Here is a 23976-nt window from a genome sequence, read left to right as displayed (position 1 = left end):
CGCGGATCAAGTCGACCCCGGTCAAGCGCCCAGGCACCAGGCCAGCACCGCCTTCTGGGCGTGCAGCCGGTTCTCGGCCTCGTCGAAGACCACCGAATGCGGTCCGTCGATCACCTCGTCGGTGACCTCCTCGCCGCGATGCGCAGGCAGGCAGTGCATGAAAAGCGCGTCGGACTTCGCCCTCGCCATCAGCGCGGCGTTGACCTGGTAGGGCAGGAAGACGTTATGGCCGCGGGCGCGATGCTCCTGGCCCATCGATACCCAGCTGTCGGTGACTACGCAATCGGCCTGGTCGACGGCCTCTTCGGCCGAGCCGGCAAACCGCACCTTGCCGCCATTGGCCTTCGCCCAGTCGACATATTTCTCGAACGGCTCGCTGCCCTCCGGCACGGCGACATTGAGGTTGAAGCGGAACCGCGCCGAGGCTTCTAGAAGCGAGTGCAGCACATTGTTGCCGTCACCTGTCCAGGCGAAGGTCTTGCCGGCCACCGGACCGCGATGCTCCTCATAGGTCATGATGTCGGCCATCAGCTGGCAGGGATGGGTATCGTCGGTCAGCCCATTGATCACCGGCACGGTCGCGTTTTCGGTGAGTTCCAGCAACCGGTCATGCGAGGTGGTGCGGATCATGATGGCATCGACATAGCGCGACAGCACCTTGGCGGTGTCGGCGATGGTTTCAGAACGGCCGAGCTGCATCTCGGTGCCGGTCAGCATGATGGTCTCGCCGCCGAGTTGGCGCATGCCGACGTCGAAGGAAACGCGCGTGCGCGTCGAAGGCTTGTCGAAGATCATCGCCAGCACCTTGCCCTCGAGCGGCTTCGAACGCTCGCCGGCCTTGAGCCTGGTCTTTCGCGCCATCGCATCGTCCAGCATGACGCGCAGATCGCCTGCGGAAACGGCGGACAGGTCGGTGAAGTGACGAACGCTCATCGGCAGATTCCAGAACTACTTCGCGGCTTCGGCCGTAATCGCGTCGGTCAGGCCCTTGGCGCCCGACCGAATGCGTTTCAGCGCCTCCCCGATCTCCTCGTCGGTGACGGTGAGCGGCGGCAAAAGCCGGATGACGTTGTCGCCCGCCGGCACCGCAAGCAAGTGCTGGTCGCGCAGCGCCATGTTAACCTTGGCGTTGGGCATGGCGCATTTCAGCCCTAGCATCAGCCCGCTTCCCCGGATGCCTTCGATGACCTCGGGAAATTCGTCGGCGACCGCCGCCAGTCCTTGCTTCAGCAGCAATGCCTTGCGCTGAACGTCCTCGAGGAAGCCGTCGGCCAGCACGACGTCGAGCACGGCGTTGCCCACCGCCATCGCCAGCGGATTGCCGCCGAAAGTGGTGCCGTGCACGCCGGCCGTCATGCCAGCCGCCGCGTCGTCGGTTGCGAGGCAGGCACCCATCGGAAAACCGCCGCCGATGCCCTTGGCGATCGCCATCAGGTCAGGCGTGACGCCCGCCCACTCATGCGCGAACAGCTTGCCGGTGCGCCCGATGCCGCACTGGACCTCGTCGAAGATCAGAAGCAGGCCATGCCGGTCACAGAGTTGCCGAATCCGCTTCAACGACTGCGTCGGCACCGGGCGGATGCCGCCCTCGCCCTGCACCGGTTCGATCAGGATAGCCGCGGTTTCCGGTGTGATCGCCTTCTCGGCGGCATCGATATCGTCGAACGCGACCTGGTCGAAGCCCTCGACCTTCGGACCGAAACCCTCGAGATATTTGTACTGACCGCCGGCGGCGATCGTCGCCAGCGTGCGGCCGTGGAAGGCGCCCTCGAAAGTGATGATGCGGAAACGCTCCGGATGGCCTTTGACGAACTGATAGCGCCTGGCCGACTTGATGGCGCATTCCAGAGCCTCGGCGCCCGAATTGGTGAAGAACACCTTGTCGGCGAAGGTTGCATCGACCAGCCTTTCGCCCAGCCGGCGCTGCTCCGGGATCTCGTAGAGATTGGAGACGTGCCACAGCTTGGCCGCCTGCCCGGTGAGCGCCGCGACCAGATGCGGATGGCTGTGGCCCAGCGAGTTCACGGCGATGCCGCCGGCGAAGTCGAGATATCGCTCGCCCTTGTCGGTGACCAGCCAGGTCCCCTCCCCGCGGTCGAAGGCCAGGGGTGCGCGAGCAAAAGTCTCGTAAAGCGCCGAACCGCTCATTATATGCGTCTCCGGAACCGGAAATCAAAAAAGCCGCCAATGCGGCGGCCTTTGCGGCTTATCATGTTTTTCGGCCATGAAGTCAACGAAAAGGTCGCGCAGAAGCGCGCGGCAAGGCTCCAGCGCCACGCCGGCCCATCAGCGGTTGGGCAAGTTGGGGAAAACCGTAAAAACCGAATCGGTGTTGCCCTGGGGACTCTTGTCACCGAGTCAGCGCATAAGGTAATTGTAGTCGAGAAATAACTAGATTTCGTGCGGCGGATCTAATCACCCGGTACATGTGGTGTCGTTTGCCCGGCGAGAGCCGGCTCGGGAAAGGATTCTGACCGCCGCACGCCTCAGCAGGAGCGCGGTCTCATGAACTGGACTGACGAGCGAGTCGAACTTCTCAGGAAATTGTGGTCGGAGGGTCTCAGCGCCAGCCAGATCGCCGCGCAGCTCGGCGGTGTGAGCCGCAATGCCGTTATCGGCAAGGTGCATCGCCTGAAACTGTCGGGCCGCGGCCGCGCGACCGCGGCGCCGGCACGGCAGAAGAAGGCCACGCAGGGCGCCTCGATGCAGAAGTCCGTGGCTCGTGCCGCCAGCGCAGCCCGTCATGTGACGGCCTCCATCGGCGCGACCGCTCTGCAGGTGCAGTTCGAGGCGGAGCCGGTGGCGCGCCACTATATCCGCCCGGTCGAGAACGTTGTCGTGCCAATCTCGCGCAACCTGCAGCTCGTCGAGCTGACCGAGCGCACCTGCAAATGGCCCAACGGCGATCCGCTGTCGGAAGACTTCAGCTTCTGCGGCAACGACGCTGGCGAAACCGGGCCGTACTGCAAATACCATGCAAGGGTGGCGTTCCAGCCGGCGGCGGAAAGGCGCAGAAGCCGCTAAGCGAATAGCGAATAGCGAATAGCGAATAGCGAATAGCGAATAGCGAATAGCGAACGAAATAGGAATAACATCGGTATTCGAGTCCGGCACAAGCTTCTTTATCGCTATTCGCTATTCGCTATTTCACAGCCATCCATTCTTCCTGAACCGCCAATACAGAAACGCGCAGATCAGCGCGATGGCGGCCAGGACTGTCGGGTAGCCGTATTCCATCTTCAGTTCAGGCATGTCGTCGAAATTCATGCCGTAAATGCCGGCGAAGGCCGTGGGCACCGCCAGGATGGCCGCCCATGAGGCCAGCTTCTTGGAGATCGCCGTTTCCTGGCTCTGTCCGACCAGAAGGCTTGCCTCGAAGGCGAAGGCGAGCACCTCGCGCAGGCTGTCGATCTTTTCCTGCACGGTGCGGATGTGGTCCGTCACGTCGCGGAACAGCGGATGCATGGCGGCATGGATCTGCGGCAGCTCGGCGCTGGTCAGCCGCCGGCAGACCTCGACCAGCGGCAGCGCCGCGTTGCGCAGCCTGAGCAGATCGCGGCGCAGCATGTAGAGCCGCTCGATGTCGCCACCGCTCATCGGCTTCAGCAGCACCTTGTCCTCGATCTGCTCGACCTCGTCCTCGATCTGCTCGAGCACAGGCATGTAGTTGTCGACGATGAAGTCGAGAATTGCATAGAGGACGAAATCCTCGCCCTTGGCGAGCGAGGACGGGCAGCTTTCCCAGTGCTGGCGCACCGCGGCGTAAGAGGTCGACGGGCCGTGCCTGACGCTGACGATATAGCCGGTGCCGACGAAGAGATGCGTCTCGCCGAAGGTGACGCGGCCATCGATCAGTTGCGCTGTGCGGGCGACGATGAACAAGGCATCGCCATACTGTTCGATTTTCGGCCGCTGATGCGGGTGTTCTGCGTCTTCGATCGCCAGATCATGCAGATGGAACTGCGCCTGCACCCTAAGCAGCAGGTTGCGGTCCGGCTCGAGCAGGCCGATCCAGACGACATGGCCGGGCTTTGCCGCCCATATGCCGGCCTCTTCGATCGTAATGTCGGCGACGCGCTTGCCGGCGGAATAGACGCTGCACGCAACAATGCCGGATGTCGGCTGCGGGGCCGCGGTCAGGTTTCGAACTTGCTCCATCGCAAAACCTCCGAGACGGCGACTGACAAAACTGCTGCACCTGGAATAGCTTAGCCTAAATTGGAAAGCCGTTCGAGTGGCCGCCCCTTCACTTGGCCGATCTTGGGTCGCCGATACCGCGTCACCCGGCCGATACTGGGCCAGGCAACACCACCTGGTCGGTCTTGTCGCCCTTCGGCCGCTCGGCCGGCATCTGGTCGCCGGTGACGATGTAATAGATGGTTTCGGCGATGTTGGTGGCGTGGTCGCCGATCCGCTCGATGTTCTTGGCGCAGAACAGCAAGTGGGTGCAGGGGGTGATGTTGCGCGGATCTTCCATCATATAGGTCAGAAGTTCACGGAACAGCGAAGTGTACATGGCGTCGATCTGGTCGTCGCGGTCGCGCACGAAGCCGATCTTCTCGACCGAGCGCGAGGCATAGACGTCGAGCACTTCCTTAAGCTGCGTCAACGCCAGATCGGCTAGCGCCTTGAGGCCGCGGAAGAGGCTGCTCGGCTGGCGGCCGTCAATGACCGCCGCGACGCGCTTGGCGACGTTCTTGCCGAGATCGCCGACGCGCTCGATGTCGGCCGAGATGCGGATGGCGCCGACGATCTCGCGCAGGTCCGTCGCCATCGGCTGGCGCCTGGCGATGATGACGATCGCCTTGTCGTCGATCTCGCGCTGTCCCTCGTCGAGAACGAGATCGTCCTGGATGACTTTCTGTGCCAAACCCGGATCGGCGTTCACGAGGGCCGCGATAGCCTGCTCGACCATGCGCTCGGCATGCCCGCCCATGGCGGCGATGCGCTTCGACAGGAATTTCAGTTCTTCGTCATAGGCACTGACAATGTGGACGGACTGCATCGATATGCCTTCTCGGTTCCTGCCGGCTGGTGCGTTCCCTCAATCTGCTGCTGATACGCGAGCCGGATGACAGAAAAAAGAAAATGCCGGTTGCCAACCAATATAGGATCATTGAGCCGGCAAATGAACCGTGAACGCCGCGCCCTTGCCGACTTCCGACTTGATCGACAGCCTTGCGTTATGACGTGTCAATATATGCTTGACGATCGAAAGGCCAAGGCCGGTGCCTTTCTGAGTCCGGCTGTTTTCCACGTCGACGCGGTAGAAGCGCTCCGTGATGCGGGGGATGTGTTCCTCGGCAATGCCTGGACCATAGTCCCTTATGGTCACGTCGATGCCTGGGTCGTGGCCGTCCTCGGCGTGTGCTATCGACACGGTGACGCGTCCGCCCGACTGGCCGTATTTGCAGGCATTCTCCAGCAGGTTCTCGAAAACCTGGAAGAGCTCGTCGCGGTCGCCCGGCACGGAAATCGGCCCATCGATGAAGTCCCGCTCGATGGCGATGCCGTTCTCGTTGGCCAGCGGCGCGAGCGAGTCGATGACGCTGTCGATGGTCTGTCGAAGGTCGACTTCGGTCCCCGGCCGCAGATAGGGCTTCATCTCCAGCCGCGACAGCGACAACAGGTCGTCGATCAGGCGCGCCATGCGGCCCGTCTGGTTCTGCATGATCTGCAGGAACTGGTCGCGCGCCGCCGCGTCGTTGCGGGCAGGCCCGCGCAACGTCTCGATGAAGCCGGCGATCGAGGCGAGCGGGGTGCGCAGCTCATGGCTGGCATTGGCGATGAAGTCGGCGCGCATGCGGTCGATGCGGCGCGCCTCGCTCTGATCCTTGAACACCAGCACGTAAAGATCGGTGCCATGGCCGACCGAGGACGCGCTCACCCGGTATGTGCGCTCGACCGGCAGCTTTTCCGTGTAGTCGACGACATCGGACGCCATAGTTCCCGAGACGATCCCGTCAAGCAAAGCCTGCATTTCCGGCGCGCGGAATTTGAGCGACAGCGACATGCCGGGGGCCAGCCCACCGAAGGCGGCAAAGGCGGCCGCGTTGGCGTGGACGATAGTGGCGGTCCGGTCGAAGATGATCAGCGGATCGGCAACGGCGGCGGCCAGATATTCGCCGGACAGCCGCTGCAGCCCGCCGACTTCGACGGCGGCAGTCCCGCCGGCTGACTGGCGCTCGGCGGCGGTCGGCAGCATTGCGGCCGCGACCAGCAACGCGAGGGCCAGCAGAGGCACAAAGATCGAAAGGCCGCCGAAACCATAGACGCCGAGGACCGCGACCAGGGCCGCGGCCAGCAACCAGCGGCTGCGCCGCAGCTGGGCTATGGCTGCCCGCGTTGCGCCTTTCTGGTCTGCGCCCTTATCGACCATGCGCTGCCTCGTATCCCCGTCGGTGAAAGGTCAGCCGACTGGACCTGCGCATGACCCCCAAAAATCGGAATCGATTTTCTGGAGTGTTCATGCGCAAAATCAAAGTGCTACCGCGCGTCCAGACGGACGCAACGCCTCGGAGGCTCCCATAGCACGAGTCCGCAAGCTGGAAAGGTTCGTCCCGATGAAAAAAGCCGAGGGAAATGCCGACGCGGCGCCTGCCGCAGGACCGATCAAGATGAGGATAGGGGGTAAGGAACGCGAGTTCGACATCGACAACCCGGTGCTGCCGGACTGGATCGAGGACAACAAGCTGACCGCCGGCGGCTATCCCTACGACAAGAAGATGAAGGGTGAAGAGTACGACGAGGAACTCGAGCGGCTGCAGATCGAGCTGGTCAAGGCGCAGGCCTGGCTGCAGGCGACCGGCAAACGGGTGTTGGCGCTGTTCGAGGGGCGCGACGCGGCTGGCAAGGGCGGCACGATCTTCGTCCTGCGGCAGTACATGAACCCGCGCACGGCACGCAACGTGGCGCTGACCAAGCCGACGCCGACGGAGCATGGCCAATGGTACTATCAGCGCTATGTCGACCATTTCCCGACCTCCGGCGAGTTCGTCACCTTCGACCGCTCCTGGTATAACCGCGCCGGCGTCGAGCCGGTCATGGGATTCTGCACCCCGGAGCAGCACGAGACATTCCTCGACGAGACGCCGCATTTCGAGCGGATGATCTGCAACGAGGGTATCCACTTCTTCAAATTCTGGCTGAACATCGGTCGCGAGACGCAGCTTGAACGGTTCCATGATCGCCGCTGGTCGCCATTGAAGAACTGGAAATTCTCGCCGATCGACGTCGCCGGCATCAGCAAATGGGACGATTACACCAAGGCGCGCGACCTGATGTTCGAGCGCACTCACAAGGAGTTCGCGCCCTGGATCATCGTGCGCGCCAACGACAAGCGCCGTGCGCGGCTTGCGGTGATCCAGCGTATCCTTCTGTCCTTGCCTTATGACGGCCGCGACCTCGACGCCGTCGGCAAGCCCGACAAGAAGATCATCGGGGAAGGCCCGTCGTTCCTGGAGAAATAGCTTGCACCGTGCCCGCGGCCGGCGGCCAACACTACAGCGCCGCGCACCTTCGCGGGTACGCGGCGCTGAGACTTTCCACCAAGGTGTCACGCCGCGAGGCGGGCGATCCGCTGCAAACGCTTCAGCGTGGCGTCGTCCTGCAGCGCTTGCTGGAACAGCGATATCTCATGGTCGATGCGGTCGCACAGAACGTCCGTATCCCCCTTGAGCAGGCCGCGGGTCTGCAACAGCGCGGCAACCGGCTTCTTGGCGAGCTGCCTTGCCCGCGCCAAGGCTATTTCCTCGGCGCTGCCTTCCACGATCTCACCGACAAGGCCAAGCGCCTTGGCGTCGTCGACGCCCAGCGTGTCGCCCAGGCAGAAGAAGCGGAAGGCGCCGGCATAGCCGAGCTTCTGGGGCGCCAGGATGCTGGTCGCCGCGTCCGGCACCAGGCCGAAATCGACGAACGGCACCCTGAACGTGCTGCCCCTGGAGGCGATCACCATGTCGCAGTGGAACAGGATGGTGCAGCCGACGCCGACGGCGTCCCCGTCGACGCAGGCAAGGACCGGCTTGGGAAAGGTCGCAAGCCTGCGAAACATATCGGTGACGGCGGCAATCAGCTGCTGGTGCTTGGCGGCGTCGAGGAACTCCGAGAACTCGCCGCCGAGGCAGAAGCAGCCGGCAAGGCCGCGCAGCACGACCACGCGAACCTCGTCATTGACGGCGGCCTCGTGGAAGGTCCTGGCGAGGCTCGCATAGGCGTGCCTGTCCAGCACCGGCCGGCCGTCATGCGAGGACACGGTGACGACCAGCGTGTGGCCGCGCAGCTCAGGTTCGGGGTGGAAGCTCATGACAACCTCCTCACGAAGCCTGTCTGAGGCCGAGCTGGCCGGGATAGCCTCTCATCAGCACCGGCGGGAAGTGGTTGCGGCGCTGGCGCACCACCTCCAGCGTATGCTCGGAAAAGGTGAGCAGCGTCGCCACCACCTGCTGATTGCCATAGGTGCGCTGGTAACCGAGCGGCGTCGCCAGGAAGTGCAGCTGCAGCGCGCGCAGCACCCACATCGGTTCGAACTCGATGATGACCTGGTTGACGTTGCGCTTGAGGCCCCATTCGACGAAACCGGCGATCAGCTCGGTGCCGACCGTAGAGACGCCGCGCTTGCCGTCACGGAAGCCCAGCGCCACCGCATAGCGGGTCAGCTCCCAGACTCGCGGCCCCGAGGGGGGCGTCCCCTCATAGAGGTCCGTCAGCACATCGGTCAGTAGATGCGGCCGCGTCGTCGGCAGCATGCGCTGATAGCCGGCTAGCTCGCCGTTGCGGATGACGAGGTGATGCTCGGCTTCGTCATGGTCGAATTGGTCGATCTCGAGGCCATCCGGGCGGTCGAGATCGGTCCAGCCCATCTCCTCGACGAAGATCTTGTAGCGCAGGCGATGAACCGCTTCCCACAGATCGGGGCGCGCCATCAATTCCTGAGTTGTGAGGGAAAAAAGCATTAGCCGTCTCCTGGGCTTGAGAGGAAGATACGGCCGGGCTCTCCGGAAAATATTACGCGATCGCGTAGGCAAGAATTTTTAGGTCGGCACCGACCGACCCCGCCAATATAGCCGCGCCTAACTGCCTCCGCGACCGCCTGCACGCGGATGGCGACGCCCAGTTTGCTTTGGCGTTAAGAAAGTATTAGCCCTCTCTTAAGACAAGGACACCGCTCGCCCTTGCTTAAAATATTACGCGAATGCGCATGGGACCGTTTCTGGGCCAGCACGGCCGATTTAGCTAATATAGCCACGCCTGATCGCCTCGGCGACTGCCTGCACACGGTTAGCGGCGCCCAGTTTGCTCTTCGCGTTGAGAAGGTGTTTCTCGGAGGTATGCTCCGAAATGCCGAGAATCTGCGAAATTTCCCACTCGGACTTTCCGACAGCTGCCCATTGCAGGCATTCGCGCTCACGCGGTGTGAGTTCGATGTGGTCGACGACCTTGCCGGCCATCGTGTGAAGCTGCATGGCGCGGCCGATGGCGTAGGTGGACACCAGCGAGACCATTCCGAATTCGACGTCCGACAGTTCAACGGACTCGCCACCCAGCGAGACCATGACGATCTGGCCGTCGAGCGTGACCAGCGGGAAGGCGAGGCCGTCGCGCAGCTTGAACTCGCGGGCGTCGCCCATGACCTCGTCGCTGCTCTTGTCGATGACGATGGCCTGGGAAGCCTCCCGCCACTGGAACGGGGCCTGCAATTGCTTCATGTGGCTGACGACCGGATCATGGTCGACATAGTTGCGCGCCACATAGCGCTCCAGCCACTCGCCCGGCCAGTCGCAGAGCAGCACATGGTCCTTCTGCTGGCCGCGCGGCGTGCCGGGTTGCGGGACCGTTCCGGCCATCAGCGCCGTCAGCCCGAAACTCGAGGTGACGCCGAGCAGCCGCTCGCACACTGCCGCAGCAGTGTTGGCGTGCTGTAATTGGTCGATGTATTCCAGAGTTCTATCGAACATGCTCATCGCAACATCTACCCCATGTTGCTTCTGCTTTTCGTACCGATCGTAGATGCCCGAACCACCCTTCGCCATCAACCCCGGACCACAAGTTTCTTCGCGACACCTGCCCTGTTGCGGGCGCGCGCTGAAACTTGCAAACGCACTAAACCATACGCCGAATTCGCCCGTTTGAAATCAAAAACAATTGTGCCTGCACTGTTTTCGTACGAAAAGCCAAGGACATGATTGGGCGGAGCGTTATCGTGCCATTCCGATGGATATTTCTGGCCCTCCTGTCGGCGCTGATCGGAGCGTTGCCATTTGCCGACGCGACTCGCGCGGCGGAGCCGCAGGTTCCGGTGCTGTGGGATGCCAAGGAGCGGCTGCCGAAGCCCGATCTTTCGGCGTTGCCGAGGCTGAGGTTCCTCACCACCACCGATTTTCCGCCTTTCAACTTCCTCGACGGCTCCGGCCGGCTGTCGGGTTTCCACATCGACCTGGCGCGGGCGATCTGCGCCGAACTCGGCATCGTCGAGAAATGCCAGATCCAGGCGCTGCCCTGGAACGATCTCGACGACGCGCTGCGGAAAGGCGAAGGCGAGGCGATCATCGCCGGCATCGCGGCGACGCCGGAAAGCCGCGAGAAATACGCCTTCTCGCGTTCCTATCTGCAGTTCCCGGCGCGCTTCATCATGCCGAAGGCCAAGGCGTTTACCGAGCCGATCCTCGACAAGCTGCGCAGCAAGCGCGTGGGCGTCATCGCCGGCTCGGCGCATGAGAAGATGCTGCGCGACTATTTCAGCACGGTGCAGGTCGTGCCCTTCGACAAGCCCGAGGACCTCTACGCGGACCTCAAGGCCGGCAGGATCGACGCCGCCTTCGGCGACGGCATGCGCTTCGCCTTCTGGCTTGGCGGCTCGGAAGCCGCCGGGTGCTGCCGCTTCGCCGGCGGCCCTTATCTGGCGCCCGAATATCTGGGCTCGGGCATGGCGATCGCCACCAGGGCGGGCGACCCGGCGCTGGCCGCCGCCTTCGACTACGCGCTGCAGGAAATCTCGATCAAGGGAACCTTCGCCGAGTTCTATCTGCGCTATTTTCCGGTGAGCTTTTTCTAAGTCAGTGTGCGCAGGCGGGCCTTCGCCGCACGGGCGATCGCCGCGACGGTGAGCGTGTCGAGATCGAGTTCCCGTCGGATGAGCTGCAGCACCCTCAACTCCTCCATGCGCATTTCGAGATCGACTGCCGCGACCTCGAAAGCGGCGGCATAGGCGGTGTCACGCAACCGCTCCGGCAGCGCATCGGCGACGCGCGCAAGGACGCCTTCCAGCCCGTCCTTATCGTGCAGAGCCTGCTGGCACGCTTGAGCCACGCCGACTAGGCTGTCGCTGTTGAAATCGACAAACACAGGCCAAGAACGGACGACGTCTCCGATCCGCGCCAGTTCGACATCGGTCATGTCGCGGTCGGATGCCGAAGTGATCACCATGAGATAGATCAGGGCTTCGTGCGGCGTCAAAGGCATTCAAAACTCCTTGATGGTGAGGCTTCAACGTAGGATTGCCATTGAGGCGCCGCAAGGAAAAGCGCCGCAAATCGTTGACGCTCCGGCCCGTCGCGCCTAGAGACCGGGTGAAAATCTTTGCGCGCCCAAGCCGACACATCTGGCCGGCAGATTACCTGGAAAGTGACATGACGGGATCAAACATCATCGATCTCAATGCCGAGATGCTTGCGGCCGCCGGCGAAAGCAAGGCATGGCCGTTCGAAGAAGCCAAGAAGATCATTGCCCGCTACAAGAACAAGGACTTTCCCGATACCGTCCTGTTCGAGACCGGCTACGGCCCGTCCGGCCTGCCGCATATCGGCACCTTCGGCGAGGTGGCGCGCACCACGATGGTAAGGCACGCCTTCCGCGTGCTGACGCAGGACAAGGTCAAGACCAAGCTGTTGTGCTTCTCCGACGATATGGACGGCATGCGCAAGATTCCCGACAACGTGCCCGATCGCGCGGCGCTCGAGCCCTACCTGCACAAGCCGCTCACATCGGTGCCCAATCCGTTCGGCGGCGATTATGCGAGCTTCGCCGACCACAACAACGCGATGCTCTGCCGCTTCCTCGACACGTTCGGCTTCGACTATGAGTTCGCCAGCGCGACCCAATACTACAAGTCCGGGCGCTTCGACGAAGTGCTGCTGCGCGCCGCCGAGCGCTATGACGAGATCATGGCGGTGATGCTGCCGACGCTCGGCGAAGAGCGCCAGGCGACCTACAGCCCATTCCTGCCGATCTCGCCGAAAAGCGGCCGCGTGCTCTACGTGCCGATGAAGCATGTCGACGCCAAGGCCGGCACCATCACCTTCGACGACGAAGGCAGCGAGACCACGCTGCCGGTCACCGGCGGCCATGTGAAGCTGCAGTGGAAGCCGGATTTCGGCATGCGCTGGGCAGCGCTCGGCGTCGATTTCGAAATGTTCGGCAAGGACCACCAGACCAACGCGGCAATCTACGACCGCATCTGCAACATCCTCGGCGGCCGCGCGCCGGAGCATTTCGTCTACGAGCTGTTCCTCGACGAGAACGGCCAGAAGATCTCGAAGTCGAAGGGCAATGGGCTCACCATCGACGAATGGCTGACCTATGCGCCCACCGAGAGCCTCGGCCTCTACATGTACCAGCGGCCGCGGCAGGCCAAGAAGCTTTATTTCGACGTTATCCCGAAGGCGGTCGACGAATATTACGCCTTCCTGTCCGCCTATCCGCGCCAGGAATGGAAGGAGCGGCTCGGCAACCCGGTCTGGCACATGCATGACGGCAATCCGCCGGCCATCGACCTGCCGGTCCCGTTCGCGCTGCTGCTCAATCTGGTCAGCGCCTCCAACGCGCATGACAAGGCGGTGCTGTGGGGTTTCATCTCGCGCCATGCGTCCGGGGTGACGCCGCAGACGCACCCCGAGCTCGACCGGCTGACAGGGTATGCCATCCGCTATTTCGACGACTTCGTGAAGCCGACCAAGGTCTATCGCGCCGCCGACGAGGTGGAGCGCGAGGCGCTGGCGAAGCTTTCGGAAGCGCTCGGCGAGCTGCCGCAGGGCGCGGACGGCGAGGCGATCCAGAACGCGGCGCTCAACGTCGCGCGGCGGATCGAGCGCTATCAGGACCATTCCAAGCAGAGCCCGGAAGGCGGACCCGGCGTGTCGGTCGCCTTCTTCCAGATGATCTATCAGGTGCTGATCGGACAGGAACGGGGGCCGCGTTTCGGCTCTTTCGCGGCGCTCTACGGCATTACGGAGACGCGCGCGCTCATTGAGCGGGCCCTGGCTGGTCAGCTGGCTGCGTAACGTCGCCATCTTCCGCCGGCAGGATGGAACTCGGCGCGGCGGGCGCCGGGCCGGTGGCGGCCGGCAATGCCGGCAGGCCGCCGAGATTCGGAGCGGCGCCGAAAATGCCTTTCCTCGCCGCGCGCGCCTTGTCGCCCGCCTCGACATAGGGGCCGCCTGGCGCCGCGCGGGCCCAGCCGTTTTCCACCAGCCACAGACCGACATCCTTGTTGCCGACCCAGCACTTGACCGCGATGGCCTTCTGCCCGTCTTGCGGCGGCACTGAACAGACCAGGGTCCGGCCACGCAGGAAAGCGCGGAATGCCGTCCTGGCGCGAACCCCGCAGTCCCATGACTTGCCTTCGTCGCTGCAGGTCTCGTCCTCTTTGACGATGTCGATGCCCGACACGGCGATGGAGTAATCCTTGGCCTTGATCAGGCCGGCGGCGGTCGCGACGGGCTGGAGCAACTTGGTGCCCTCCTCGCCATCCGGCATTTTCGTTTTCCGCGGCCTGGGCGGACCGGCCAGCGCCAGATCGCTGAGCGGCGCGCGCGGCTCGACCCGTTCCAGTTCCTCGGCAGGCACTTCGGGTGGCGCCACCACGTCGGGATCGATTGCCCGCGAATGCGCCACCGGCTTCGGCGGCTGCGGCGCGGCAGGCGCCAGAATGGCGGACGTCGCCGGTTCCGCAGTTATCGGTTCCCGAGGCGCCACATCGGCGTCTTGCCCCGGAAGTGCACTGGCCGGATCGATCTGATCGACCGCGACGACGCTTTCGCTGCCCTTCAGCGAGTGGCCTCCGGCGACGACCAGCGCCGCCATTGCCGGAACCGCCGCAAGCGCCAGGGCAAGATGGAGGACCCGCACCAGCCCGGACCTACTGGCTTGCCCAGACGATCCGCGCCACCCACTCGACCTCGCTCATCGAGATGTCGCGGTCCGGGTGAGCGGGGTTAAGCGAGACCAGCACGACCGACTTCGCGGTCTGCCGGTCGAGCACCTTGGCCATCACCTCGCCGGCGGTGGTCTTGACGACGACGCGGTCGCCCTTGCGCGTCGGCGCGCCCGGCTCGACGATCAGCACGTCGCCATTGCGGTAGAGCGGCAGCATGGAATCGCCCTGGACCTTCAGCGCATAGGAGGTTTCCGCCGCCCGCGCCGGAAGCTCGACCAGATCCCAGCCCTGCCCCGAGGGATAGCCGGCATCGTCGAAGAAACCGCCGGCACCGGCCTGGGCGAAGCCAAGCAGCGGCACGGCCATACGCGGCGGCGGCGCGGCGGAGGCACCGTGACCCTCAACCAGCACGGTGAATTCTTCCAGCGAGGCGCCGGTGGCCTCGATGATCTTGGCCAGCGATTCAGTCGAAGGCCAGCGCGGCCGGCCGTCGGAGGACAGGCGCTTGGATTTGTTGAAGGCGGTCGAATCGAGGCCCGCGCGGCGGGCGAGACCGGAAGCCGAGAGCGAATAGCGCTCGGCAAGAGCATCGATTGCGGCCCAGACGCGATCGTGTGAGAGCAAGTCCGCTCTCCTTCGAAAAACAGGAAAAAATGCCTCACTGCTGTCTAACGCGCGACCATTCAATTGTCCACCGGCGCGAACAGCGGATTGCAGAGAAAGTCGCCGCTTCCGCAAGATTGACGGGCTCGATCCTGAGCCGGGCGCCGGCGCCGACCATGTCGCCGCGTGCGCAATGCATCGTTCGACCCCGGCCGAAACGTCTCGGTGCGCAAGCTTGGTAGGGTGCGGTCCTCGAATTACGAAGGACTGCTCATGTTGCCGAACCACCAATCCATCGCCCCATCCGTTCTGTATTTTGGGACGCCTGTCGTCCTGATGGTTACCCGAAACGATGACGGCACCGCCAACATCACACCCATGTCGTCCGCGTGGGCCTTGGGTTCATGCGTGGTCCTCGGCTTGAGTTCGGCGACCCAGGGCGCCATCAATCTTCTGCGGGATGGCGAATGCACCCTCAATTTTCCCGCGGCCAGCCTCTGGGCGAATGTCGAACGGATCGCGCGCACCACGGGTGCGAATCCAGTTCCACCCCATAAGGCCGAATTGGGGTTCGTTCATGAGGCCGACAAGTTCGCTTTAGGCGGTTTTGCGATCCAGCCCAGCGAGTTGATCCTGACGCCGCGCATCGCAGAATGTCCCCTGCAGTTCGAAACACGCCTGCTGACCTGCCATCGCAGCGCGAAGCAGCAAGGCGCATCCTCGACGCACCTCATCATGGAGGTAGACGTGCAGCGAGTACATGCGCACAGCAGCATGCCGGGAACGAACCACATCGACACTGCGCGATGGAATCCGCTGTTCTATGTGTTCCGGCACTATTTTGGCGACGCGGTCGATCTGGGCAAAACCTTCCGGGCCGAACATTGAACGCTTGCTCGATCAGGCCCGCTTGGCCTCTTCGCGCAGGTTCCGGTGCGAGATCATGAATGCCCGCTCAGGCTCGGTCGGCGGGCGCGGTTCCGCCGAATGGCCGAGCGCCGCGACGACCTCCTCAATTTCGAGAAAGCGGCCACCGCGCCGGTCATAGACGCCGCCGGTGGTCAGGATCAGCGCCGCCGTCTCCCCATTGTCGAGGACGAAGCGGTGCTTGCCGATCACCGAAGTGCCTTCCCAGGTCTCGATCGACGACACCACCTCGAAGCGGCGCCACAGCCTGATCTCGCGCACATAGGCCGATTGCAGCCCGCCGATCATCGGCGCCCAGCCGTTGCGTCGCGCGAGCGCGACAAGACCGATGCGAAGAAAGACATCGATGCGGCCAAGATCGGCCAGCATCATGTAACGGGCATTGTTGAGATGGCTGTTGAAATCGATGTCGGTCGGCAGGCAGCGAAAGGCCAGCCGGCTCTGATCGCCGATTTGATAAGGGCCACGGCTACGCGCCGTGGCCATCGTGCGCGCGAGGCGCCCCCAGACATACATCGGAGTTCGTCAGGCGGCCTTCTTGACCTCGCCCTTCTGGTAAGGGTCGAAGCGCTGGTAGAAAGTCTCGCCCTTCTCGGCCATGTCGAGCAAAAGCTTGGGCGCCTTGAACTCGGCCCCGTATTTCTTCTGCAGGCCCTTGGCGATCTTGACGAAACGCTTGGCGCCGATGACGTCGATGTAGGAGAGCGCGCCGCCGGTGAACGGCGCGAAGCCGAAGGCGAGGATCGAGCCGACGTCCGCCTCGCGCGGATCGGTGACGATGCCCTCCTCCATGACGCGCACTGCCTCCAGGGCGATGGTGACCAGCAGGCGCTCTTTGAGCTCCTCGTAGTCGACCTTCTCGGGCTTCAGCTGCGGATAGAGATCCTTGAGACCCGGCCACAGCTTCTTCTTCGCCGGCTTGGCAGGATAGTCGTAGAAGCCCTTGCCGTTCTTGCGGCCGAAGCGGCCATGCGTGTCGACCATGGTATTGATCAGCGCCATCTGCTTCGGGTCGACGGCTTTCTCGCCTAGATCCTTGATGGTCTGCTTCATGATCTTCTGGGCAAGGTCGATCGCCGTCTCGTCGGTCAGCGCCAGCGGGCCGACCGGCATGCCGGCGGCCTTGGCGGCGTTCTCGATCATCGCCGCAGGAACGCCTTCGATCAGCATCTTGTAGGCTTCCGACATATAGCGCAGCACGCAGCGATTGACGTAGAAGCCGCGCGTGTCGTTGACGACGATCGGCGTCTTCTTGATGGCGCGTACGAAGTCGATCGCGACGGCGAGCGCCTTGTCGCCGGTCTTCTTGCCGAGGATGATCTCGACCAGCATCATCTTGTCGACGGGCGAGAAGAAGTGGATGCCGATGAAGTTTTTTGGCCGCGCCGAGTTCTTCGCCAGCGAGGTGATCGGAATGGTCGAAGTGTTCGAGGCAAAGATCGCCGAGGATTTCAGCGCCGCTTCCGCCTTCTCGGTGGCGAGCTTCTTCACGCCTGAATCCTCGAACACCGCCTCGACGACAAGGTCGCAGCCGGCAAGGTCGGCATAGTCGGCCGTCGGCGTGATCAGCGACAGCAACTTGTCTTTCTCTTCGGGCTTGGCGCGGCCCTTCTTCAGCTGATCCGAAATCAGGCGGTCGGAATGCGCCTTGCCCTTCTCGGCCGACTCCATGTCGCGGTCGAGCAGCACGACCGGAATGCCGGCCCTGGCCGTGACATAGGCAATGCCGGCGCCCATGAAGCCGGCGCCGAGTATGCCGATCTTCTTGAACTTGCTGTCCGGCACGCCGGTCGGGCGGCGCGCGCCCTTGTTCAGTTCCTGCAGCGACACGAAAAGCGAGCGGATCATCGCCGCCGCTTCCTTGGTCTGCATGATCTCGGTGAAGTAGCGCTGCTCGATCCGGAGCCCGGTGTCGAAGGGCACCAGCAGGCCCTCATAGACGCATTTCAGGATCGCGGCGGCCGCCGGATAGTTGCCATAGGTCTCGCGGCGCAGGATGGCGATGGCCGGCGGCCAGAGATTGGCGCCGGCTGCCGAATAGATCGGACCGCCGGGCAGCTTGAAACCCTTTTCGTCCCATGGCGCCACCGGCTTCAGGCCGTTTTTGATCATCGCCTTGGCGGTCTCGAGAAGCTTCTTCGGCTCGGCGATCTCGTGGATCAAGCCCATCGACTTCGCCTTTTGCGGCGTCAGATTCTGGCCGCTGGTCAGCATCTGCAGCGCCTGCTGCTGATCGGTCAGCCGCGGCACGCGCTGGGTGCCGCCGGCGCCCGGGAAGATGCCGATCTTCACCTCGGGGAGCGCCATCTTCACCTTGTCGGAATCGGCCGCGACGCGGCCATGGCAGGCGAGCGACATCTCGAAGGCGCCGCCCATGCAGGTGCCGTTGATCGCCGATACCCACGGCTTGCCGCAGGTCTCGATCTTGCGGAACAGGCCGGTCATATAGCCGGCATTGTCGAACAGCGCCTTGGTCGCCTTTTCGAGGTCCTTCTCCTTTTCGACGGCGAAGGTGGCGAGCATCTTCTGCAGCATGGTGATGTCGGCACCGCCGGAGAAGCTGTCCTTGCCGGAGGTGATGACCGCGCCTTTGATGGCGGCGTCGTCGGCCACACGATCGACGATGGCGTTGAGCTCGCGCATCGCCTCTTCGGTGAAGACGTTCATCGAGCGGCCCGGCATGTCCCAGGTGACCAGCGCGATCCCGTCGGCGTCCACGTCGAGGGTGAAATTGGTGTAGCTCATCTTTTCTCTCCCCGTCAGACGCGTTCGATGATGGTGGCGGTGCCCATGCCGGCGCCGATGCAGAGCGTGACCAGCGCGGTGTTCAGGTCCCGGCGCTCCAGCTCGTCCAGCACCGTGCCGAAGATCATCGCGCCGGTGGCGCCGAGCGGATGGCCCATGGCGATCGCGCCGCCATTGACGTTGATCTGGTCATGCGGGATGTCGAAGGCCTGCATATAGCGCAGCACAACGGAAGCGAAGGCCTCGTTGAGCTCGAAGAGGTCGATGTCCGACAGCTTCATCTTGGCACGCTTCAAGAGCTTTTCGGTGACGTCGACCGGGCCGGTCAGCATCAGCACCGGCTCGGAACCGATATTGGCGAACGAGCGGATGCGCGCGCGGGGCTTCAAGCCCATGGCCTTGCCGGCCTTCTTGGAGCCGAGCAGTACAGCAGCGGCGCCGTCGACGATGCCGGATGAGTTGCCGGCATGGTGGACGTGGTTCACTTCCTCGACTTCCGGATGCTTCTGCACGGCCACCGCATCGAAGCCGCCCATCTCGCCCGGCATGACGAAGGACGGATTGAGCGAGGCGAGCGACTGCATGTCGGTCGAAGGCCGCATGTGCTCGTCACGGTCGAGGATGGTGAGGCCGTTCTGGTCCTTGATCGGGACCACCGAATTCTTGAAGCGGCCGTCGTCCCACGCCTTGGCGGCGCGCTTCTGGCTCTCGACGGCGTAGGCGTCGACGTCGTCGCGGCTGAACCCGTATTTCGTCGCGATCAGGTCGGCCGAGATGCCCTGCGGCACGAACCAGCCGGGTAGGCCGACGGAGGGGTCCATGAACCAGGCGCCGCCGGACATGCCCATGCCGACACGCGACATGGATTCTACGCCCCCGGCAATGACGATCTCGTCCGCGCCTTGCGCGATCTTGGCGGCGCCGAAATTGATGGCATCGAGTCCGGAAGCGCAGAAGCGCGATATCTGCATGCCGGGCGCCCTGGTGTCGTAGCCGGCCTCGAAGGCGGCGGCGCGCGGAATGACCGAGCCCGCTTCGCCGACCGGATCGACGCAGCCGAAGATGATGTCGTCGACCGTGCCGGTGTCGAGCGCGTTGCGATCACGCAGCGCCTCAAGCGTCTTTGCCGCGAGCCGCACCGCCGGCACCTCGTGCAGCGAGCCATCCTTCTTGCCTCTGCCGCGCGGCGTGCGCACGGCGTCATAGACGTAAGCTTCGGCCATTTTCGTGCTCCTTGGATTTGCCGGTCGCTGCGCTCAGAGAGAGCGCCCGATCAGCAATTTCATGATCTCGTTGGTGCCGCCGTAGATGCGCTGGACGCGGGCGTCGCGGAACATGCGGGCGATCGGATATTCGTTCATGTAGCCATAGCCGCCATGCAGTTGAAGGCATTCGTCGACGACTTTGCCCTGCAGGTCGGACAGCCAGTATTTGGCCATAGAGGCGGTGACCGGGTCGAGGCCGCCGTCGATGTGGCGGGCGACGCAGTCGTTGTAGAAGACGCGGCCGATCGTGGCCTCGGTCTTCAGCTCGGCCAGCTTGAACTGGGTGTTCTGGAAATCGATGATCGCCTTGCCGAAGGCCTTGCGCTCCTTGACGTAGTCGATGGTCAGCGCCAGCGCCCGCTCGATCATGGCGATCGCGCCGGTGCCGATCTGCAGCCGCTCCTGCGGCAATTGCTGCATCAGCTGGACGAAGCCCTTGCCTTCCTCATGGCCGAGCAGGTTGGAGGTCGGCACGCGCACGTCGTTGAAGAACAGCTCGGAGGTGTCGTTGGCCTTGAGCCCTATTTTGTCGAGGTTGCGACCGCGTTCGAAGCCCTCGACCTCGTCGGTCTCGACGACGATCAGCGAGGTGCCCTTGGCGCCCTTGTCCGGATCGGTCTTGGTGACGACGATGATCAGGTTGGCAAGCTGGCCGTTGGTGATGAAGGTTTTGGAGCCGTTGAGCTTGTAGTGATTGCCGTCCTTCTCGGCACGGGTCTTGACGCCCTGAAGGTCGGAGCCGGCGCCGGGCTCGGTCATGGCGATGGCGCCGATCAGCTCCCCGGTCGCCAGTTTCGGCAGCCATTTTTCTTTCTGCTCCTCGGAGCCGTAATGCAGGATGTATGGCGCGACGATCGAGTTGTGCAGGCCGATGCCAAAGCCGTCGACCCCGACGTGGCCGATAGCCTCGATGATGGCGCTCTCATGCGCGAAGGTGCCGCCGGAGCCGCCATATTTCTCCGGCATAGAGGCGCAGAGCAGGCCGGCGGCGCCCGCCTTCAGCCAGCTCTCGCGGTCGAAAATCTCGTTCTTCTCGAACTCGTCGTAGCGCGGCGCGATCTCCTCCGACATGAAGCGGCTCGCCATCTCGTAGAGCATGCCGACTTCGGCCGCCGCCCAGGCGGGCTTCGGCAGGCCAAGAACTTCGGCTGGATTTGTCATGCTGTTTCCTCCACTGCGCCGGCGTCCCCCTCCCCCTTGAGGGGAGGGTGGCCGCGAAGCGGCCGGGAGGGGTCGCCGATGAGGTGCTCCGCCTTGTCCTTAACAAACTGCGCCACATGCCATGCACTGTTAATGACATCAGGCTTATCAATCCTGACAACGACGTACCCGAGTGACCGCAAATAGGCGTCGCGGTTCACATCATGACGTCTGCCAGCTTCGGTTTCGTGCAGGTCGCCGTCGACCTCGACGATCAGTTTGACCTTCGGGCAGACGAAATCGACAATGTACGGGCCGATCGGCGATTGCCGGCTGAACTTCAGGCCATCAGCCGTCAGCTCGCGCAATTCGTACCACAGCAGGGACTCGGCCTTCGTCGTGTGCAGACGAAGCGAGCGCGCTTTCTGTCGCATCTCGAAACTGACCCGCGTGCGGGGCATTGTGTTAGTCCTTCTCCCAGGGTGCGTCGCCAGAATTGGCGTCGAGTTCGTCGCGGGCGACCCGTCCCGGCCCTTCGGGCCACCCTCCCCTCAAGGGGGAGGGGGACGCCGAGCATTTCTAGAACGCTTCCGCCGGCAGCGCCATTAGCGTATCCGCGCCACTGGAAATGCGGGCGAGGCGCGTCGCGGTCTCCGGCATGATCCGCTCCATGAAGAAGCGCGCCGTCACCAGCTTGTTGTCGTAGAACGACGAGGCCCCATTGGCACCTTCGGCGAGCTTCGTTTGGGCGGCCTTGGCCATCTGGCCCCACATGTAGCCCAATGCCACTAGGCCGAAGAGATGCATGTAGTCGGTCGAGGCGGCGCCCGCATTGTCGGGCTTGGCCATGGCATTCTGCACCAGCCACATGGTCGCCGCCTGCAGGTCGTTGAGGCCCTTCTTCAGCGCCTTGGTGAAGGGCGCCATTTTGTCGTCGGCGCGGTTTTCCTCGCAGAATTCGCCGACCTCCTTGAAGAAGGCCTGCACGGCGCGGCCGCCATTCTGTGCCAGCTTGCGGCCGACCAGATCAAGCGCCTGAATGCCATTGGCGCCTTCATAGATCATGGCGATGCGGGCATCGCGGACGAACTGGCTCATGCCGTGTTCTTCGATGTAGCCGTGGCCGCCGAACACCTGCTGCGCCATCACGGCGTGATCGAAGCCCTTGTCAGTCAGCACGCCCTTGACCACCGGCGTCAGCAGACCGGTGTAGTCGTCGGCCGACTGGCGGTCCCTTTCGTCACCGGAGCGGTGCGCGACGTCCGACTTGATCGCCGTCCACAGCGCCAGCGCTCGGCCGCCCTCGTTGAACGCCTTCATGGTCATCAGCGAGCGGCGGATATCGGGATGGACGATGATCGGGTCGGCCTTCTTGTCCGGTGCCTTGATGCCCGACAGCGAGCGCCCCTGGAGGCGGTCCTTGGCGTAAGACACCGCGTTCTGATAGGCGATCTCCGAGACCGAGAGCCCTTGCAGACCAACGCCCAGGCGGGCCTCGTTCATCATCGTGAACATGGCCTTCAGGCCACCGTTCAACTCGCCGAGCAAAGTGCCTTCGGCCTCGTCATAGTTCATGACGCAGGTCGAGTTGCCGTGGATGCCCATCTTCTCCTCGATCGAGCCGCAGGAGAGCGCGTTGCGCGCGCTGACATTGCCCGAGTCGTCGAGCTTGAACTTCGGCACGATGAACAGCGAGATGCCTTTGACGCCTTCCGGCGCCCCTTCGACGCGGGCCAGCACCAGATGGACGATGTTGTCGGCCATGTCGTGCTCGCCGGCGGAGATGAATATCTTCTGGCCGGAAATCCTGTAGGTGCCGTCGCCATTGGGCACCGCCTTGGTGCGCAGCAGGCCGAGATCGGTGCCGCAATGCGGCTCGGTGAGATTCATGGTGCCGGTCCAGGCGCCCTCGATCAGCCTGGGCAACCAGGTGGCCTTCTGCTCGTCCGTGCCATGGGTGACAATGGCCGCGATCGCGCCCTGCGTGAGGCCGGGATACATCATCAGCGCCATATTGGCGGACACCATGTATTCGGAGACCGCGGTGTGGACTGTATAGGGCAGACCCTGGCCACCGAACTCGGCCGGTGCCGCTAGGCCCATCCAGCCGCCCTCGCGATACTGGCTGAAAGCGTCCTTGAATCCCTTGGGCGTGGTCACGCTACCGTCTTCATGGCGCACGCAGCCTTCCATATCGCCGACCCGGTTCAGCGGATGCATGACGTTTTCGGCTAGCTTGGCGCCTTCGGCAAGGATCGCCTCGACGACGTCCGGCGTAGCGTCCGAGAAGCCCGGAAGATTAGAATAGCGCTGGTAGCCGAGCACGTCGTTGAGCACGAACAGCGTGTCCTGGACGGGCGCCCTGTAGATCGTCATGCCTTCCTCCACCCTTGCGGTCCCGGCCGGCCAGCAAGTTTCCGATCCGGATGTGGATGGGAGGCCGAGCCAATGTCGATGCCCCCGATAGCAAATATTGACGTTTGCGTAAACGTCAACTTCGTCGCAGCCCGAAATTTTTGATTAGCGCTCGCTCCAAGGCAACAAAAAAGCCGCGCGGCTGCAGCCACGCGGCTTTCTCTATCCTAGGCTATGCCGTTAGCGTGAGATCAGCCGGCGGCGCTTGCCTGCGGCGCGGCCCGCTCGGCCAGCATCTGGCGAACGATCGCCATCGAATTGCTCAGGTCGCTGATAGCCTCATCGATCAGCGCGCGCTGCTTCTGCAAGCGGGCAAGCTGCTTCTCGGACTTGTCGAGCGCCAGCCGCAACTGCTTGGTGTTGGATCCGGTCGGATCGTAAAGATCCATCATCTGCTTGACGTCCCGCAGCGAGAAACCGACCTTGCGGCCGAGCAGGATCAGCTTCAGCCGGGCCTTGTCGCGGCGCGTGTAGAGACGGGTCGAGCCGTCGCGCTTCGGATTGAGCAGGCCCTTGTCCTCGTAGAATCGCAGCGTGCGCAAGGTCACGCCGTACTTCTTGGCCATCTCGCCGATACGGACGAATTCTTCGTCGGTCTCGACCGATATGTGATTGCTATTGGCCGCGGCTTCGCCGGGCGAAACAAGTTTCATGGTCACTGGCTTTCCCCTGATGGCGTCGCGGTCACGGACCAAACGTCGCCTGAGTGGAAGCGGGGGCGTGCTTCCAATC

Annotated in this window: 23 protein-coding genes; 5 read left to right on the top strand and 18 right to left on the bottom strand. The window is 63.5% G+C overall.

The features are described 5' to 3' along the window. Positions 1-21: 21 nt before the first annotated feature. Positions 22-933 (bottom strand): ornithine carbamoyltransferase, encoded by a 912-nt coding sequence (gene argF, locus CK222_RS03345; protein WP_095799366.1) that lies wholly within the window; start codon positions 931-933, stop codon positions 22-24. Positions 934-948: 15 nt separating this feature from the next. Then, entirely contained in the window at positions 949-2148 is a 1200-nt protein-coding gene (locus CK222_RS03340; RefSeq protein ID WP_067322728.1) for an aspartate aminotransferase family protein, read from the bottom strand. Between the two features lie 357 nt (positions 2149-2505). Between CK222_RS03340 and CK222_RS03335 the strand changes: the two genes are divergently transcribed. Then, a complete protein-coding gene (locus CK222_RS03335) occupies positions 2506-3024 on the top strand; it encodes a GcrA family cell cycle regulator (RefSeq protein ID WP_066996757.1) in 519 nt (172 codons plus the stop codon). A gap of 123 nt (positions 3025-3147) precedes the next feature. Here the strand turns inward: CK222_RS03335 and CK222_RS03330 are convergent, their stop codons facing one another. From CK222_RS03330 to CK222_RS03320, 3 genes are all read right to left on the bottom strand, one after another. After that, positions 3148-4158 (bottom strand): magnesium and cobalt transport protein CorA, encoded by a 1011-nt coding sequence (locus CK222_RS03330; protein ID WP_067322725.1) that lies wholly within the window; start codon positions 4156-4158, stop codon positions 3148-3150. Between the two features lie 121 nt (positions 4159-4279). After that, positions 4280-5005: a phosphate signaling complex protein PhoU gene (gene phoU / locus CK222_RS03325; protein ID WP_067322722.1), complete on the bottom strand. Its 726-nt coding sequence runs from the start codon at positions 5003-5005 to the stop codon at positions 4280-4282. Positions 5006-5113: 108 nt separating this feature from the next. Further along, positions 5114-6379 carry an ATP-binding protein gene (locus CK222_RS03320; protein ID WP_067322716.1) on the bottom strand — a complete coding sequence of 422 codons (1266 nt, stop codon included), beginning with the start codon at positions 6377-6379 and terminating at the stop codon, positions 5114-5116. A gap of 184 nt (positions 6380-6563) precedes the next feature. Between CK222_RS03320 and ppk2 the strand changes: the two genes are divergently transcribed. Further along, entirely contained in the window at positions 6564-7469 is a 906-nt protein-coding gene (gene ppk2, locus CK222_RS03315; RefSeq protein WP_067322713.1) for a polyphosphate kinase 2, read from the top strand. Between the two features lie 86 nt (positions 7470-7555). Here ppk2 and CK222_RS03310 read toward each other — a convergent pair whose 3' ends face one another. The 3 genes from CK222_RS03310 to CK222_RS03300 form a co-directional block, all read right to left on the bottom strand. Next, the gene (locus CK222_RS03310) at positions 7556-8302 is read right to left on the bottom strand and encodes an enoyl-CoA hydratase-related protein (protein ID WP_095799365.1); all 747 of its coding nucleotides are present in this window, start codon (positions 8300-8302) and stop codon (positions 7556-7558) included. Positions 8303-8312: 10 nt separating this feature from the next. Continuing rightward, on the bottom strand, positions 8313-8951 hold the full coding sequence (locus CK222_RS03305) for an acyl-homoserine-lactone synthase (RefSeq protein ID WP_067322708.1): 639 nt from the start codon (positions 8949-8951) through the stop codon (positions 8313-8315). A 276-nt stretch (positions 8952-9227) separates the two neighbouring features. Further along, positions 9228-9959 carry a LuxR family transcriptional regulator gene (locus CK222_RS03300; protein ID WP_066996863.1) on the bottom strand — a complete coding sequence of 244 codons (732 nt, stop codon included), beginning with the start codon at positions 9957-9959 and terminating at the stop codon, positions 9228-9230. Between the two features lie 218 nt (positions 9960-10177). Here CK222_RS03300 and CK222_RS03295 point away from each other — a divergent pair, with 218 nt between their 5' ends. Then, positions 10178-11050, top strand: coding sequence for a transporter substrate-binding domain-containing protein (locus CK222_RS03295; protein ID WP_095799364.1), 873 nt, complete (start codon positions 10178-10180; stop codon positions 11048-11050). On the opposite strand, the gene CK222_RS03290 is transcribed toward CK222_RS03295, so the two are convergent. Then, entirely contained in the window at positions 11047-11457 is a 411-nt protein-coding gene (locus CK222_RS03290; RefSeq protein ID WP_067322705.1) for a tellurite resistance TerB family protein, read from the bottom strand. The two genes, CK222_RS03295 and CK222_RS03290, sit on opposite strands and share 4 nt — an antisense overlap. A gap of 167 nt (positions 11458-11624) precedes the next feature. On the opposite strand from CK222_RS03290, the gene CK222_RS03285 reads away from it, so the two are divergent. Then, complete coding sequence (locus CK222_RS03285; RefSeq protein ID WP_095799363.1) at positions 11625-13274, top strand: lysine--tRNA ligase; 1650 nt, start codon at positions 11625-11627, stop codon at positions 13272-13274. Here the strand turns inward: CK222_RS03285 and CK222_RS03280 are convergent. Both CK222_RS03280 and CK222_RS03275 read right to left on the bottom strand, forming a co-directional pair. Next, the gene (locus CK222_RS03280) at positions 13237-14121 is read right to left on the bottom strand and encodes a thermonuclease family protein (protein ID WP_245432953.1); all 885 of its coding nucleotides are present in this window, start codon (positions 14119-14121) and stop codon (positions 13237-13239) included. The genes CK222_RS03285 and CK222_RS03280 overlap by 38 nt on opposite strands. 10 nt (positions 14122-14131) lie before the next feature. Then, positions 14132-14773, bottom strand: coding sequence for a helix-turn-helix transcriptional regulator (locus CK222_RS03275; protein WP_095799361.1), 642 nt, complete (start codon positions 14771-14773; stop codon positions 14132-14134). Positions 14774-15025: 252 nt separating this feature from the next. Here CK222_RS03275 and CK222_RS03270 point away from each other — a divergent pair, with 252 nt between their 5' ends. Continuing rightward, positions 15026-15640, top strand: a complete 615-nt coding sequence (locus CK222_RS03270) for a flavin reductase family protein (protein ID WP_095799487.1) — start codon at positions 15026-15028, stop codon at positions 15638-15640. Positions 15641-15652: 12 nt separating this feature from the next. On the opposite strand, the gene CK222_RS03265 is transcribed toward CK222_RS03270, so the two are convergent. From CK222_RS03265 to CK222_RS03235, 7 genes are all read right to left on the bottom strand, one after another. Then, positions 15653-16195, bottom strand: a complete 543-nt coding sequence (locus tag CK222_RS03265) for a thioesterase family protein (protein WP_095799360.1) — start codon at positions 16193-16195, stop codon at positions 15653-15655. Between the two features lie 9 nt (positions 16196-16204). Then, entirely contained in the window at positions 16205-18424 is a 2220-nt protein-coding gene (locus CK222_RS03260; protein ID WP_095799359.1) for a 3-hydroxyacyl-CoA dehydrogenase NAD-binding domain-containing protein, read from the bottom strand. A gap of 14 nt (positions 18425-18438) precedes the next feature. Next, positions 18439-19647 carry an acetyl-CoA C-acetyltransferase gene (locus tag CK222_RS03255; protein ID WP_067322689.1) on the bottom strand — a complete coding sequence of 403 codons (1209 nt, stop codon included), beginning with the start codon at positions 19645-19647 and terminating at the stop codon, positions 18439-18441. Between the two features lie 33 nt (positions 19648-19680). Next, positions 19681-20850, bottom strand: coding sequence for an acyl-CoA dehydrogenase family protein (locus CK222_RS03250; RefSeq protein ID WP_095799358.1), 1170 nt, complete (start codon positions 20848-20850; stop codon positions 19681-19683). Further along, the gene (locus CK222_RS03245) at positions 20847-21290 is read right to left on the bottom strand and encodes an endonuclease domain-containing protein (protein ID WP_095799357.1); all 444 of its coding nucleotides are present in this window, start codon (positions 21288-21290) and stop codon (positions 20847-20849) included. The genes CK222_RS03250 and CK222_RS03245 overlap by 4 nt, the downstream gene beginning before the upstream one ends. Before the next feature lie 118 nt (positions 21291-21408). Next, the gene (locus CK222_RS03240; RefSeq protein ID WP_095799486.1) at positions 21409-23205 is read right to left on the bottom strand and encodes an acyl-CoA dehydrogenase; all 1797 of its coding nucleotides are present in this window, start codon (positions 23203-23205) and stop codon (positions 21409-21411) included. A gap of 230 nt (positions 23206-23435) precedes the next feature. After that, the gene (locus tag CK222_RS03235; RefSeq protein WP_082980529.1) at positions 23436-23897 is read right to left on the bottom strand and encodes a MerR family DNA-binding transcriptional regulator; all 462 of its coding nucleotides are present in this window, start codon (positions 23895-23897) and stop codon (positions 23436-23438) included. Positions 23898-23976 lie beyond the last annotated feature (79 nt).

The organism is Mesorhizobium sp. WSM3866 (assembly GCF_002294795.1).
In the GTDB taxonomy this organism is placed as follows: domain Bacteria; phylum Pseudomonadota; class Alphaproteobacteria; order Rhizobiales; family Rhizobiaceae; genus Mesorhizobium.
This window is presented reverse-complemented; position numbering and strand designations above follow the sequence as displayed.